13 protein-coding genes and 3 tRNA genes are annotated in these 14,317 nt (G+C 69.9%); 11 read left to right on the top strand and 5 right to left on the bottom strand.

Annotation, left to right across the window (positions count from 1 at the left end; genetic code table 11):
* The first annotated feature begins 31 nt into the window (after positions 1-31).
* From FK529_RS09805 to FK529_RS09825, 5 genes are all read left to right on the top strand, one after another.
* On the top strand, positions 32-805 hold the full coding sequence (locus tag FK529_RS09805; protein ID WP_146560808.1) for a fumarylacetoacetate hydrolase family protein: 774 nt from the start codon (positions 32-34) through the stop codon (positions 803-805).
* A gap of 91 nt (positions 806-896) precedes the next feature.
* Positions 897-2,423 (top strand): glutamate--tRNA ligase, encoded by a 1,527-nt coding sequence (gltX, locus tag FK529_RS09810; protein WP_269432089.1) that lies wholly within the window; start codon positions 897-899, stop codon positions 2,421-2,423.
* A gap of 91 nt (positions 2,424-2,514) precedes the next feature.
* Positions 2,515-2,586: transfer RNA gene (locus FK529_RS09815), tRNA-Gln, on the top strand.
* A gap of 38 nt (positions 2,587-2,624) precedes the next feature.
* Positions 2,625-2,697 (top strand) — tRNA-Glu (locus FK529_RS09820).
* 68 nt (positions 2,698-2,765) lie between these two features.
* Positions 2,766-2,838: transfer RNA gene (locus tag FK529_RS09825), tRNA-Glu, on the top strand.
* A gap of 48 nt (positions 2,839-2,886) precedes the next feature.
* Here FK529_RS09825 and FK529_RS09830 read toward each other — a convergent pair.
* A complete protein-coding gene (locus FK529_RS09830) occupies positions 2,887-3,933 on the bottom strand; it encodes a substrate-binding domain-containing protein (protein ID WP_205124378.1) in 1,047 nt (348 codons plus the stop codon).
* A gap of 107 nt (positions 3,934-4,040) precedes the next feature.
* Between FK529_RS09830 and FK529_RS09835 the strand changes: the two genes are divergently transcribed.
* From FK529_RS09835 to FK529_RS09845, 3 genes are all read left to right on the top strand, one after another.
* Positions 4,041-4,415: a MarR family transcriptional regulator gene (locus FK529_RS09835; RefSeq protein ID WP_146560810.1), complete on the top strand. Its 375-nt coding sequence runs from the start codon at positions 4,041-4,043 to the stop codon at positions 4,413-4,415.
* Positions 4,416-4,544: 129 nt separating this feature from the next.
* Positions 4,545-5,582, top strand: a complete 1,038-nt coding sequence (locus tag FK529_RS09840) for an aliphatic amidase (protein WP_146560811.1) — start codon at positions 4,545-4,547, stop codon at positions 5,580-5,582.
* Between the two features lie 2 nt (positions 5,583-5,584).
* Complete coding sequence (locus tag FK529_RS09845) at positions 5,585-6,721, top strand: AAA family ATPase (RefSeq protein ID WP_158635092.1); 1,137 nt, start codon at positions 5,585-5,587, stop codon at positions 6,719-6,721.
* 4 nt (positions 6,722-6,725) lie between these two features.
* Here the strand turns inward: FK529_RS09845 and FK529_RS09850 are convergent, their stop codons facing one another.
* On the bottom strand, positions 6,726-7,448 hold the full coding sequence (locus tag FK529_RS09850; RefSeq protein ID WP_438947187.1) for an IclR family transcriptional regulator: 723 nt from the start codon (positions 7,446-7,448) through the stop codon (positions 6,726-6,728).
* Between the two features lie 87 nt (positions 7,449-7,535).
* Between FK529_RS09850 and leuC the strand changes: the two genes are divergently transcribed.
* The 3 genes from leuC (at position 7,536) to FK529_RS09865 (ending at position 10,445) form a co-directional block, all read left to right on the top strand.
* A complete protein-coding gene (gene leuC, locus FK529_RS09855; protein WP_146561037.1) occupies positions 7,536-8,969 on the top strand; it encodes a 3-isopropylmalate dehydratase large subunit in 1,434 nt (477 codons plus the stop codon).
* Positions 8,970-8,998: 29 nt separating this feature from the next.
* The gene (gene leuD, locus FK529_RS09860; RefSeq protein ID WP_146560813.1) at positions 8,999-9,586 is read left to right on the top strand and encodes a 3-isopropylmalate dehydratase small subunit; all 588 of its coding nucleotides are present in this window, start codon (positions 8,999-9,001) and stop codon (positions 9,584-9,586) included.
* Between the two features lie 169 nt (positions 9,587-9,755).
* A complete protein-coding gene (locus FK529_RS09865) occupies positions 9,756-10,445 on the top strand; it encodes an HU family DNA-binding protein (RefSeq protein ID WP_146560814.1) in 690 nt (229 codons plus the stop codon).
* A gap of 33 nt (positions 10,446-10,478) precedes the next feature.
* Here FK529_RS09865 and FK529_RS09870 read toward each other — a convergent pair whose 3' ends face one another.
* The 3 genes from FK529_RS09870 to cofC form a co-directional block, all read right to left on the bottom strand.
* Positions 10,479-11,426 carry an NUDIX hydrolase gene (locus tag FK529_RS09870; RefSeq protein ID WP_146560815.1) on the bottom strand — a complete coding sequence of 316 codons (948 nt, stop codon included), beginning with the start codon at positions 11,424-11,426 and terminating at the stop codon, positions 10,479-10,481.
* Positions 11,423-13,543 carry an RNA degradosome polyphosphate kinase gene (locus tag FK529_RS09875; protein ID WP_231703036.1) on the bottom strand — a complete coding sequence of 707 codons (2,121 nt, stop codon included), beginning with the start codon at positions 13,541-13,543 and terminating at the stop codon, positions 11,423-11,425. The genes FK529_RS09870 and FK529_RS09875 overlap by 4 nt, the downstream gene beginning before the upstream one ends.
* Before the next feature lie 68 nt (positions 13,544-13,611).
* Positions 13,612-14,313, bottom strand: a complete 702-nt coding sequence (cofC, locus tag FK529_RS09880; protein WP_146560817.1) for a 2-phospho-L-lactate guanylyltransferase — start codon at positions 14,311-14,313, stop codon at positions 13,612-13,614.
* Positions 14,314-14,317 lie beyond the last annotated feature (4 nt).

Raw genomic sequence — 14,317 nt, forward strand, 5'->3', positions numbered from 1 at the left:
AAGTATTGCCGTCGAACGGTAGGCTCGTCGCATGCGCCTTGCACGAATCGCCAGCAGTGACGGGGTCGCGTTCGCGGCCATCGAGGGGGACCCGGGGGACGGTGCCCGGGCTCGTGAGATCTCCGAGCATCCCTTCGGCACACCGGAGTTCACCGGCCGCAGCTGGGCGCTCGACGACGTGCGGCTGCTCGCCCCGATCCTCGCCAGCAAGGTGGTCTGCATCGGCAAGAACTACGCCGCCCACGCCGCGGAGATGGGCGGCGAGGCGCCCAAGGAACCCGTGATCTTCATCAAGCCCAACACCTCGATCATCGGGCCGCTGGCGTCGATCAAGCTGCCGCGCAGCTCGGAGCAGGTGGACTACGAGGGCGAGCTGGCCGTCGTCATCGGCCAGCCCTGCCGCGACGTGCCCGCCGCGCGGGCGAAGGACGTCATCCTCGGCTACACCGTGGCGAACGACGTGACGGCGCGCGATCAGCAGCGCCACGACGGCCAGTGGACGCGCGGTAAGGGCTACGACACCTTCTGCCCGCTCGGCCCCTGGATCGAGACGGAGTTCGACCCGTCGGACGCGCGGATCTACACCGAGCTCGATGGACAGATCAAGCAGGACTCGCGGACCTCGTTGATGATCCACTCCGTGGGCGACATCGTGGAGTGGATCTCCTCGGTCATGACCCTGCTTCCGGGCGACGTGATCCTCACCGGCACCCCGGAGGGGGTCGGCCCCATCACTGCGGGCCAGCAGGTGGCCGTCACGGTCGAGGGGATCGGCACGCTGACCAGCCTCGCCGAGGACCGCTGAGTCGGGCCCTTGGGCCCTGCGGTGGGCCCCGCGGGCGCCGGCGAGGTCTCCGCGCTGCAGTCGGAGAGAATCCGGCGACTACCCTGGACCCGTGACCGAGTCTTCCGCCGCACCGTCGAACGCCGCCGCGCCCGGGGCCGTGCGCGTGCGCTTCTGCCCGTCGCCCACCGGTACCCCGCACGTCGGCATGGTGCGCACCGCGCTGTTCAACTTCGCCCACGCGCGACACACGGGTGGCACCTTCGTCTTCCGCATCGAGGACACCGACGCCGCCCGCGACAGCGAGGAGAGCTACGCCGCGATCCTCGAGTCGCTGCGTTGGCTCGGGCTCGACTGGGATGAGGGGCCCGAGGTGGGCGGTCCGTACGGTCCCTACCGCCAGTCCGAGCGCAAGGACCTCCACCTGGACGTCGTGCGCCGCCTCGTCGAGGGTGGATACGCCTACGAGGCCTTCTCGACGCCGGAGGAGGTCGAGGCGCGGCACGTCGCGGCCGGCCGGAACCCGAAGCTGGGCTACGACAACTTCGACCGCGACCTCACCGACGAGCAGAAGGCCGCCTTCCGCGCCGAAGGGCGCAGCCCCGTCGTGCGCCTGCGGATGCCCGATCACGACTTCACCTGGAACGACATGGTGCGTGGCGAGACCACCTTCGCCGCGGGCAGCGTGCCGGACTTCGCGCTGACGCGCGCGAACGGCGATCCGCTGTACACCCTCGTCAACCCCGTCGACGACGCGACGATGAAGATCACGCACGTACTGCGCGGCGAGGATCTGCTCAGCTCCACGCCGCGACAGCTCGCGCTGTACGAGGCGCTGGAGAAGATCGGCGTCGCCGAGCGCACCCCCGAGTTCGGGCACCTGCCCTTCGTCATGGGGGAGGGCAACAAGAAGCTGTCCAAGCGCGACCCCGAGTCGAACCTCTTCCACCACCGCGACCGCGGCTTCCTCCCCGAAGGACTGCTCAACTACCTCGCGCTGCTCGGCTGGGGGATCTCGCCGGACAACGACGTCTTCAGTCTCGACGAGATGATCGCCGCCTTCGACGTGCACCGGGTGAACTCGAACCCGGCGCGGTTCGATCAGAAGAAGGCCGACGCGATCAACGCCGAGCACATCCGCCTCCTCGCGCCGGCGGATTTCGAGGCGCGCCTGCGGGACTTCCTCGTCGAGCGGGGCTTCGTCGACGGCGCGCGCCTCGGCCCCGAGTTCGGCACCGCCGCAGAGCTGGTGCAGACCCGCATCGTGGTCCTCTCGGACGCCTGGGACCTGCTGAAGTTCCTCTACGTCGACGAGGCCGACTTCGCCGTCGATCCCGGAGCCGCCGCGAAGAACATCAAGGCCGACGCCGCGCAGGTGCTCGACGAGAGCATCGCCGCGCTCGAGGCGGTGCCGGAGTGGACCGCCGAGGCCATTGAGGCGGCTCTCAAGGGCCGGCTCATCGAGGAGCTGGAGCTCAAGCCCCGCAAGGCCTACGCGCCGATCCGCGTCGGCGTCACCGGCTCGCCGATCAGCCCGCCCTTGTTCGAGTCGCTGGAGTTGCTCGGCCGCGAACGCACCCTGGGTCGCCTCGCCGCCGCCCGCAGCCTGGTGCCTGCCGACGACGCAGCCCCACAGTAGGGACGACCTGGCGATTTGGCGTTCCCAGTGCGGCTGGGTAAGCTTGATCGCGGCTCAAAACGAGGTCGGAAACGACCTCGGGGAGAGTCATTGGCCTATGGTGTAATTGGCAACACAGCTGATTCTGGTTCAGCCATTCTAGGTTCGAGTCCTGGTAGGCCAGCGTGACAGCGCCCTCCGCGTGCGGAGGGCGCAGTCCTAGCCCCCGTCGTCTAGCGGCCTAGGACGCCGCCCTCTCACGGCGGTAGCGTGGGTTCGAATCCCATCGGGGGTACGTTTCGATGCTGGTGTGATACCTTCATCGAATTGCTGCGTCGCCTCGGCGTCGTGGCACCAGTTCTAGCCCCCGTCGTCTAGCGGCCTAGGACGCCGCCCTCTCACGGCGGTAGCGTGGGTTCGAATCCCATCGGGGGTACAGCGGAAGGCCCGGATCGAGCGATCCGGGCCTTCGTCGTTCGCGGCGTCAGAGCTGATCGATCACGTCGAAATCACAGCCCTCCGCGCGGGCGAGGTACATCCGCTGGTGCGCGTGGCCGTCGCGGAGTGCCATGTTGCCGCGAGCCCCCTCGTACTGCACGCGGCCGGCGCCGGCCATGATGTCGCGGACGTCCGTGCTGCGCACCGTCGACAACAGGGACTCGAGCAGGAGCATGCCCTCGAAGCAGGATTCGCCCATCGACGTCGGTGTGCAGGCGTCGGGGCCGAACCGACCGAAGTAGCGGGCGCCGAACTCCATCGATTCCGTCGTGACCACGGAATCGAAGTAACCGGCCGAGGCGAACAGGTCGCGGGTGGCTTCCGGGCCCGAGGCCATGAGCATGTGCTCGTCCATGAGCGGCGAGTAGCGCACGAAGGCGCCGTCGAGGCCCGCCGCCGCGAAGGACCGGTTGAACTCCACCGCGTCCTGCCCGAGGAGCAGCATCAGGACGCCGTCGGCGTCGGAGCGCGCGATGTCGGTGATCACGGCCGAGAAGTCCTGCGTGCCGACGGGGACGAAGCGTGCACCGACGAGGTCGTCGCCGAGGCTCTGCGCGAAGCGCACGCAGGCCTTCGCGCTGTCGCGTGCCCACAGGTAGTCGCTCCCCACGATCCACCACCGGCGCAGACCGCGCTCGCGGCGCAGCCACCCGAGGGCCGGACGGATCTGGTCCTCCGGCGTCTCCCCCGTGAGGAAGACGCCGGCCGTTGATTCGCCGCCCTCGTACAGGGCGGTATAGACGTAGGGAACGCGCAGATCCAGTCGTGCCGAGAGGGCGCGACGCACATCGGAGGTGTGCCAGCCGACGATGGCGTCGATCTCGCCCGCCGCGAGGAGGGTTTCGACCTCGCGGGTCACGTTCGCGACCCCCGTCGCCGAATCGATGGGCCGCACGACCAACTCGCGCCCGAGGAGCCCGCCCCGGGTGTTGATGTCGTCGGCCGCCAGCGTTGTGCAGCTCAGGCAGGACGGCCCGAACAGCCCCGCGGGGCCACGTCCCGGGTACAACAATCCGACGGTGTACTCGCTCATGGACTCCGCTCGTCTGAAGCCCTCCATCACGGACCTGTGTCGGGACGAGCGTACACGGAGCGCGCTCGCATCGGCTCCGGAACGCGATACAGTAGTGGAGGATTGAGATGACAAGGATCGGGGTGGAGATGGACGCGAGCGCTCACCTGTGGGAGGTGCCCGCGCGCACGGCTTTCGAGGCCGTCTGTAGCGCCGACGACCTCGTCATGAACGTCCTCACTCCCGCGCTCGTGGAGCACGACCTCACCGTCGAGCACTTCCGTGCCCTGCGCCTACTGGCCGCGGTCGACGGCGCCACCGTCGGCGAAATCGCAGCCCGGACCGGAACCACTCCGTCGTCCACCACGCGCCTCGTGGACCGCCTCGTCGAGCGCAATCTCGCGTACCGCCGGCCGGCTCCGGCGGATCGGCGCAGCATCCTGTTGACGTTGTCCGATACCGGTCGCGAGGTCTGGGAGTCCCTCGTCCTGCGCCTCTCGTAACCGTTCTCACTCGCGTTCTCGCTGGTTGCGCTGCGAGTTCTCGACTGCTCGCTAATATTACCGATCAGAGATAGTGCCGAATCGGTAATTACTTGCGAACGGCAAACGACATCAACGAAAGGTCCCACCATGCGTCACGGAGACATCTCCTCCAGCCCGGACACGGTCGGCGTCGCCGTCGTCAACTACAAGATGCCCCGGCTGCACGACCGCGCGGGCGTCATCGAGAACTGTCACAAGATCGCCGAGATGATCGTCGGGATGAAGGCCGGCCTGCCCGGCATGGACCTCGTCGTCTTCCCCGAATACTCCACGCAGGGCATCATGTACGACCCCGACGAGATGTACGCCACCGCCGCCGCGATCCCCGGCGAGGAGACGAAGATCTTCTCCGACGCCTGCCGCAAGGCCGGTACCTGGGGCGTCTTCTCGATCACCGGCGAGCAGCACGAGGACCACCCGAACAAGCCGCCGTACAACACCCTGATCCTCATCAACGATCAGGGGGAGATCGTCCAGAAGTACCGCAAGATCATCCCGTGGGCGCCGATCGAGGGCTGGTATCCCGGCAGTTCCACCTATGTGGTCGACGGTCCCAAGGGCCTCAAGGTCTCCCTCATCGTCTGCGACGACGGCAACTATCCGGAGATCTGGCGCGACTGCGCCATGAAGGGTGCAGAGCTCGTCGTTCGCTGCCAGGGCTACATGTACCCGTCGAAGGACCAGCAGGTCATCATGGCGAAGGCGATGGCGTGGGCCAACAACGTCTACGTCGCCGTGGCCAACGCCGCCGGTTTCGACGGTGTCTACTCCTATTTCGGGCACTCCGCGATCATCGGCTTCGACGGCCGCACCCTCGGTGAGACCGGTGAGGAGGAGTACGGCATCCAGTACGCGCAACTCTCCGTCTCGACGATCCGCGACGCCCGCAAGCACGACCAGTCGCAGAACCACCTGTTCAAGATCCTTCACCGCGGTTACACGGGCATCCACGCCGCGGGTGAGGGCGACAAGGGCGTCGCGGAGTGCCCCTTCGACTTCTACAAGCTGTGGGTCACCGACGCCGAGGCTGCGCGGGAGCAGGTCGAATCCTTCACGCGGGACACGATCGGAGTCGCCGAATGCCCCGTCGGCACCCTGCCCACCGAGAAGACCCGCGAGGCGTAGTCGTGCCCTTCATCACCGATCGCCTGGCCGCCGCGGGGGGCGACGTCGGCGGCCGGGCGTCCGGCCCCTCCGAATCCCGGCCCACCGACGCCGAGTTCGCCAAGGCCGCCGTCGGGCGGGTCGACGCGGCGCGGATCCTGGCGCAGCTGCGTGCCAACGTCTTCGGACAGGACCAGGCGATCGAGTCGATCTTCAGGACCCTCTCGGTGGTGCAGGCCGGCCTCACCGACAAGACCCGTCCGCTCGCGAGTCACCTGTTGGTGGGGCCGACCGGCACCGGCAAGACGGAGATCGTGCGGCAGCTCGCGTCCGCGCTGCGGACCGGGCCCGACGACTTCTGCCAGGTGGACATGTCGGCGATGGCGCAGGAGCACTACGCGGCCTCCTTCGCCGGGGCTCCGCCCGGTTACTCGGGCTCCAAGGAGGGGCTGAGCGTCTTCGACCGGGACCGGATCGAGGGGACGGTCTCGATGCCGGGGATCGTGCTCTTCGACGAGGTCGAGAAGGCGCACACGACCGTGCTGCGGGCGCTGCTGCACGTCCTCGACCGTGGGCGGCTGACGCTCGCGAACGGTCAGCAGCGCTACGACTTCCGCAACTGCCTGGTGTTCATGACCTCCAACCTCGGCAGCCGCGAGCTGCGCGCCGAGCAGGAGGGACCGTGGCACCGCGCCGGGCGTTCGGTCTCGCGGCTGCTGCCCGCGGCGGCGGGGGAGCGGGTGGACCGGGTCCTGGAGGGGCGCCTCGATCGGATCTCCGAGCAGTCGATCGCCCGGTTCTTCGATCCGGAGTTCCTCAACCGGATCGACGAGGTGACGCTCTTCGAGGAGCTCTCCCAGGACACCGCGGTCGAGGTGGCGCGCCACGAGCTGGCGATGTTCGCCGACCGGGCGCGCAAGCGCGGTGTGGACCTCACGGTCGACGACGCCGTGGCCGCACTCCTCGTCGAGACCGGATTCGACCCGGTCTACGGTGCGCGGTCGGTGCGCCGGGCGATCCGGCACGACGTGTGGCCGATGGTCGCCGAGGCGGTGATCACGCACCGGGCGGCGCGCATGGCCGACACCGCGAGCCGCGTCTCCGCTGCCCTCGTGGTCGACGACGGCGCGGTGCGCTGCCGTGTGGACGCGGCGGGCTAGGTGCTCAGATCCGCCGCTGCAGCGCCTCGGCGGCCTGGAGGAGGTCCGCGGCCCAGCGAGCCCCGGGTCGGCGGCCCATGCGGTCGATGGGCCCCGAGACCGAGATCGCCGCGATCACCTCGCCCCGCGGATTGCGGACCGGCGCGGAGACGCTCGCGACGCCGGACTCGCGCTCCCCGGCGCTCTGCGCCCAGCCTCGCTTGCGCACCTCGGCGAGCGCGCGGTCGGTGAAGGAGGAGTCGGCCCGCGGGTCCGCCCACGCGGCGAGCACCTTCGCGCCCGAGCCGGCGGTCATCGGCAGCCGGGATCCCACCGGCACGGTGTCCCGCAGACCCGACGGCGGCTCGGCGGCCGCGACACAGACCCGGTGATCGCCCTCCCGTCGATACAGCTGCACGGACTCGCCGGTGATCTCGCGGAGCCGGGGGAGCACCAGCGCCGCCGTGTCGACCAGAGCGTCGGCCGTGCTGGCCGCGAGCTCGCGCAGCGTGTTTCCGGGCCGCCACAGCCCGTCACCGTCCCGGGTGAGCAGTCCGTGCAACTCCAGCCCTACGGCCAGACGGTGCGCGGTCGCCCGCGGTAGGCCGGTCCGGCCGCACAGGTCGGCGAGGCTCGCGGGCTCCTCCGCGGCCGCGCGCAGCACCGCGACGGACTTGTCGAGCACGCCGATCCCGCTCACCGTGGTCAGACTTTCGGGGGCGTCCGGCAGTGCGGTATCCTTTCCCATAGTTCGATACTAGTCTCTCGCATGGTGGGATTCAACGCGCAGCCCGCGTCCACCTGTCGGGCGAAGATCATGGAGCAGGTGGGAATCATGCAGCCGCGCACAATGGCCGAGAAGGTCTGGGACCAGCACGTCGTCGTCAAGGGGGAGGGCGAGGGTGCCTCGCGCGAACCCGACCTCATCTACATCGACCTGCATCTCGTGCACGAGGTCACCAGCCCACAGGCGTTCGACGGTCTGCGCCTGGCCGGTCGGCGGGTGCGGCGTCCCGACCTCACCATCGCCACCGAGGATCACAACGTGCCCACCGACACGCTGGTCCAGCCCATCGCCGACGAGGTATCACGGACGCAGGTGGAGACGCTGCGCCGCAACTGCGCCGAGTTCGGCGTCCGGCTGCACTCCATGGGCGACGGCGAGCAGGGCATCGTCCACGTGATGGGACCGCAGCTCGGCCTGACCCAACCCGGCATGACCGTGGTCTGCGGCGATAGTCACACGTCCACGCACGGCGCGTTCGGGGCCATCGCGATGGGCATCGGCACCTCCGAAGTCGAGCACGTGCTGGCCACTCAGACGCTGCCGCTCAAGCCTTTCAAAACCATGGCCATCAACGTCTCCGGCGAGCTGCAGCCCGGCGTGACCTCCAAGGACCTCATCCTGGCGATCATCGCCAAGATCGGCACCGGCGGCGGTCAGGGCTATGTCCTCGAGTACCGGGGCAGCGCCATCGAGAAGCTGTCGATGGAGGCGCGGATGACCATCTGCAACATGTCGATCGAGGCCGGCGCCCGCGCCGGGCTGATCGCTCCCGATCAGATCACCTACGACTACATCGAAGGCCGCGAGCACGCGCCCAAGGGTGCCGAATGGGATGCCGCGATCGAGGCCTGGGACGCCCTCCGCACCGACGAGGGCGCGGTTTTCGACGCCGAGGTCGATATCGACGGCAGCGCTATCACCCCCTTCGTCACCTGGGGCACCAACCCCGGCCAGGGTGCGCCGCTGAGCGGGTCGGTGCCCGATCCGGAGTCCTTCGGCTCCGACGGCGAGAAGGAGACCGCCGCGAAGGCCCTGCAGTACATGGACCTCCAGGCCGGTACCCCGCTGCGCGACATCGCCGTGGACGCCGTCTTCGTCGGATCGTGCACGAACGGACGGATCGAGGATCTGCGCGCCGTCGCCGAGATCCTGCGCGGCCGCAGGGTGGCCGCCGGGGTCCGCATGCTCGTCGTCCCCGGATCGATGCGGGTGCGTGCCCAGGCCGAGGAGGAGGGCCTGGGGCAGGTCTTCCTCGACGCCGGGGCGGAGTGGCGCCAGGCCGGATGCTCGATGTGCCTCGGGATGAATCCGGACCAGCTCGCTCCCGGCGAGCGGTCCGCGTCCACGTCCAACCGCAACTTCGAGGGGCGTCAGGGCAAGGGCAGCCGCACGCACCTGGTCTCGCCGGCGGTCGCCGCCGCGACGGCCGTGCGCGGCACCCTCTCCGCCCCGGCCGATCTGGCCCCCGTCCCCGGCGCCTAGCGCCCATCCACAGTCGAAGGAGAACGACCATGGAAGCCATCGTCACCCACACCGGCATCGGTGTGCCGCTGCGCCGCACCAACGTCGATACCGACCAGATCATCCCCGCCGTCTACCTCAAGCGCGTGACGCGCACCGGGTTCGAGGACGGGCTGTTCTCGGCGTGGCGCGCCGACCCGGACTTCATCCTCAACGTCCCGCCCTACGACAAGGGCTCCGTGCTCGTCGCCGGACCGGACTTCGGCACCGGCAGCTCTCGCGAGCACGCCGTCTGGGCGCTCATGGACTACGGCTTCCGGGTGGTCATCTCGTCGCGCTTCGCGGACATCTTCCGCGGTAACTCGGGCAAGGCGGGCCTCGTGGCGGCCCTGGTCGAGCAGGAGAACGTCGAGCTGCTCTGGAAGGCCCTCGAGAACAACCCCGGGCTGGAGGTCACCGTCGACCTGGAGCATCGGACTGTCGTCGCCGGGGACGTGGTGGTCCCCTTCACGATCGACGACCCGGTCCGGCACCGTCTGATGGCGGGACTCGACGACATCGGCATCACCATGCAGCAGGACTCGGCGATCACCGAGTTCGAAAGCCGAAGGCCCGCATACAAACCCGTTACTCTCTAGCGCGAAAACCCTGCAGTGGCGGCACCGGATCGAACCGGTGCCGCCACTTGTCATTCCGACACACCTTCGATCAAATCTGGCGTGGCTCTTGGATTGAATGCAATTGTGCGTTTACGGTGTCCCTAGTTGGCTCAGCGGTGAGCCTCCGACCACAGAGGGAAGATCGTCCATGAACAAGGCAGAACTGATCGAGGCGCTCACCGAGAAGCTGGGCACCGACCGCCGGACCGCCGGCGCCGCCGTCGAGGCGATCGTGGACACGATCGTCCGGGCCGTCCATGCCGGTGAGTCCGTCACCATCACGGGCTTCGGCGTCTTCGAGCAGCGCAAGCGCGCGGCTCGTGTGGCCCGCAACCCGCGCACCGGCGAGACCGTGAAGGTCAAGCCCACCTCCGTCCCCGCGTTCCGCCCCGGTGCGCAGTTCAAGGCTGTGATCTCCGGCTCGGCGAAGCTGCCGGCCTCGGGCCCGGCCGTCCGTCGTAGCTCGGCCACCGCGGCCGCGCCCGCCAAGAAGGCGGCGGCGAAGAAGGCTCCGGCGAAGGCCGCCAAGGCGACCGCCGCCAAGGCGACCGCGAAGAAGGCTCCGGCGAAGGCGACCAAGGCCGCCCCCGCGAAGAAGGCCGCGACCACGGCGCCGGCGAAGAAGGCAGCCACCAAGGCTCCCGCGAAGAAGGCGGCCACCAAGGCGCCGGCGAAGAAGGCTCCGGCGAAGACCGCGCCGGCGAAGAAGGCCGCGACCAAGGCGCCGGCGAAGAAGGCTCCGGCGAAGACCGCGCCGGCGAAGAAGGCCGCGACCAAGGCTCCCGCGAAGAAGGCTCCGGCCAAGAAGGCTCCCGCGAAGAAGGCCGCCAAGAAGTAGACCCACCCGTCGGGCCCGCCGCCCCTGGATGCCTCAGTGCTCCAGGGGCAGCGGGCTGTCGATGTGGTCCATGGTCAGCAGGCGTCCGCCCTCGGTGGTGAGCACCCAGACGCTGGCCTTACGGTTGCGGGCCGCGGGCAGGCGCACGCCGTCTGCCCCGGCCCACCACGCGGTGAGGTCCGGGATCACTCCGCCCTGGCTGCACACCACGGGCACGGTGCCCGATTCCTCGCCCATCCGCGCGATTTCGCGGACCCGGCGATGCGTGGCTGCAGGATCGCGGGCGTAGGCGGTCTCCGACATCGTGGGCTCCTCCACCAGCGGCAGGCCCGTCTCGGCCGCCAGCGGCTCCAGGGTCTGCGTGCATCGCACCGGCGGCGCCGAGAGCAGGCGACCGGGCCGGAAGACCCCCACGAGGTCCACCAGGGCCTCCGCTTGCGCCCGTCCGTTGCGGTCCAACGGTCGCGCGAGGTCGTCGCCCTGGTATCCCTGCTTCCGGCCGGCCTTGGCGTGCCGGACGATCAGCATCGTCGCCGTGGACTGCGGTTGCTTGCCGAAGGCCCGCAGGATCCGCCGGTCGATCGGGTAGCTCAGGAGGGCCGTCGCCGCCCGCACCGGCAGCCAGCGGAGTTCGTCGGTTTCCTCGTTCGGTGCGAAGACGCCGGGCCCCGCCAAGGCCGACCAGTATCCGACACGCTTGCGCGCCGTCTCGCCGCCCCGGCCGTGCCGCTTGCGCCGCGGCACGTCGTACGACACCTGCCCCACGGCCCGCACGAACCGGGCCGAGAATCCCGTCTCTTCGACCACCTCGCGCAGCCCCGCCACGACGGGATTCTCGTCGGGCTCCACATGACCCTTCGGCAGGGACCAGTCGTCGTACCGGGGGCGATGCACCACAGCCACTTCCGGCCCGTCCGGCGAGGGGCGCCAGAGCACGCCACCGGAGGCGCGGACGACCGCGCCCCTGCCCCCGCCGCTCACCGCTGGCTCGCGCGGTGTGCGCGCATGAGTTCCCGCTGGTGGTCACGGACGTCCTCGCCCGGCGCGGGGGAGGCGTTCCAGTTGCCGTCCCCGTCGAGCACCCAGCACCGGGTCGCGGGATCCAGGGCGGAGTCGAATATCTCGCCCAGCTGCCGCGTGAGCCGCGGATCCTTCACCTGCGCCATGACCTCGACGCGCCGGTCGAGGTTGCGGTGCATCATGTCGGCGCTGCCGATCCAGAACTCGTCCGCGCCGCGGAAGTGCAGGATCCGGGAGTGCTCCAGGAACTGCCCGAGAATCGATCGGACGGTGATGTTCTCGCTCACCCCGGGGACTCCCGGCCGCAGGGCGCAGATGCCGCGCACGACGACCTCGACGCGCACGCCCGCCTGGCTCGCCCGGTACAGCGCGTCGATGATCTGCTCGTCCACCACGGCGTTCGCCTTGAGCTGCACCCCGGCGGGCTCGCCCTGGCGCTGCAGCTCGATCTCGCGGTCGATCCGCTCGACGATGCCCGACCGGATGCCGTGCGGCGCGACCATGAGGTTGCGGTACTCCTCCTTGCGGGAGTAGCCCGTGAGCCGGTTGAACAGGTCCGTCAGGTCGGCGCCCAGATCCGGGTCGGCGGTGAACAGGCCGACGTCCTCGTACAGGCGCGCCGTCTTCGGGTTGTAGTTGCCCGTGCCGATGTGGCAGTAGCGGCGGATCGTCGAGCCCTCGCGCCGGACCACCAGGCAGGTCTTGCAATGCGTCTTCAGGCCCACCAGGCCGTACACCACGTGGACGCCCGCTTGCTCGAGCTTGCGAGCCCACTTGATGTTCGCCTGCTCGTCGAACCGGGCCTTGATCTCGACCAGCGCCACGACCTGCTTGCCCGCCTCCGCGGCGTCGATCAGCGCGTCCACGATGGGCGAGTCGCCCGAGGTGCGGTACAGCGTCTGCTTGATCGCCAGCACGTGCGGATCCGCGGCCGCCTGCTCGATGAACCGCTGCACGCTGGTCGAGAAGGAGTCGTACGGGTGGTGCACCAGCACGTCGCCCTCGCGGAGGGTGGCGAAGACGCTCTTCGGGGTCTCCCGCTCGCCGAACGCAGGGTGGGTGACGGGGACGAAGGGCTTTTCCTTCAGGTCCGGCCGGTCCACGCCGTACAGCTCGAACAGGCAGTTCAGGTCCAGCAGGCCGGGCACGGTGATGACGTCCGCCGGGTCCACGTCCAGCTCGCGCAGCAACAGCTCCAGCATGTGCTCGGACATGTCCTCCGCCACCTCGAGGCGCACTGGCGAACCGAAACGACGCCGCGCGAGCTCCCGCTCGAGGGCCTGCAGCAGATCCTCGTCGCGGTCCTCCTCGACCTCGAAGTCGGCGTTGCGCGTGATCCGGAAGACGTGGTGTTCCGAGACCGTCATGCCCGGGAAAAGGACGTCCAGGTGCGCCGAGATCAGGTCCTCGAGTGGGAGCACCGCGTGATCCATCCGCTCGGAGCGCACCGAGACCATCCGGGCGACGTTGTCCGGCACCTTGACGCGCGCGAAATGCTCGCCGCCCGTGCTGGTGTCGACGACGGCCACCGCCAGGTTGAGGGAGAGCCCCGAGATGTACGGGAACGGATGCGCGGGGTCCACCGCGAGCGGCGTGAGCACCGGGAATACCTGCGTGTGGAAATAGCCGGTGAGGTTCTCGCGCTCGGCCGGGTTCAGGTCCGCCCAGCTGACGACCGAGATGCCCTGCGCCGCCAGCTCCGGTCGCACGGCGTCGCTGAAGACCAGGGCGTGCTTGTGCGAGAGTTCCTGGGTGCGCTGGGAGATCAGCCGCAGCTGCTCTCGGGGCGAGAGGCCGTCCGCCGAGCGGACCGACAGGCCCATCTGGTCGCGCCGCTTGAGCCCGGCGACCCGGACCATGAAGAACTCGTCCAGGTTCGATGCGAAGATCGCGAGGAACTTGGCGCGCTCCAGCAGCGGCAGTGAGGCGTCCTCCGCCATCGCCAGCACGCGGGCGTTGAAGTCGAGCCAGCTCAGCTCCCGGTTCAGGTATCGGTCCGCGGGCAGGTCACTGGGTACCTCCGCCGGCGCGGCGGGCGGCGCCGTCGGGATCGCCGTCGGCCTGACCGAGGGCGGCAGTTCGGTGTCGGCGACCGCGGTGCTCGCTGCGGGCGTCGACTCGGCGGAGGGGGCGGGAGGCTCGGTCGTCACCGCTCCATTCTGGCGTATCGGCCGCGTGTCTTCGACGCGAACTCCCGATCCGCCGCGGCGAGCACCGCTGCGGTGCGCTCACCCAGGGCCCCGGCTCCTGCGAGGTCCTGCGGCGTGTCGACGTCCGTGCGCAGCCCGGGCCACGGACCGGCATGCCGCGCGGCCCCGCCGGCTCGGTGCGCCGCCGCGGAATCCGGCCCGAACGCCGCACGCAACGCGGTCCCCGGGGGCGCGTAGAGCGCCGCGGTCCCGGTGCCGGCGTGATCGGGGGCGAATCCCCGCCGACCGGCCGTCGCGGCGAGGAAGGCCGTGAGCTCGGCGGGCGTCACCCCGGGCAGGTCCGCCTGCAGTGCCAGCACCGCCACCCCGGGCCCGTGCTCGGCGCGCGCGGCGCGCGCCCCCGCCTCGAGTGCGGCGTTGAGGCCGCCGGGTGCCGGTTCGTCGACGGTGCGCGCACCGGCCGCCTCCGCCGCGGCACGGACCGCGGGATCGGGGGAGACCACGTGCACGCCGACGACGCCCGGCGTCGCGGCAGCCGTGGCGAGCGTGTCCAATAGCATCGCCAGCACGAGGCCGGGGACGGCCTCCCGGCGTCCGTCGCCGGGCGCGGCGAAACGGGATTTGGCGGCCTCGAGCGACTTCACGGCGGTCACCACAACGACGGCGGGGCCCGCGTCGGCCCCGTGCGGTGAGGTCATGACC

The sequence above is a fragment of the Tsukamurella asaccharolytica genome, assembly GCF_007858435.1.
GTDB classification, from domain to species: domain Bacteria; phylum Actinomycetota; class Actinomycetes; order Mycobacteriales; family Mycobacteriaceae; genus Tsukamurella; species Tsukamurella asaccharolytica.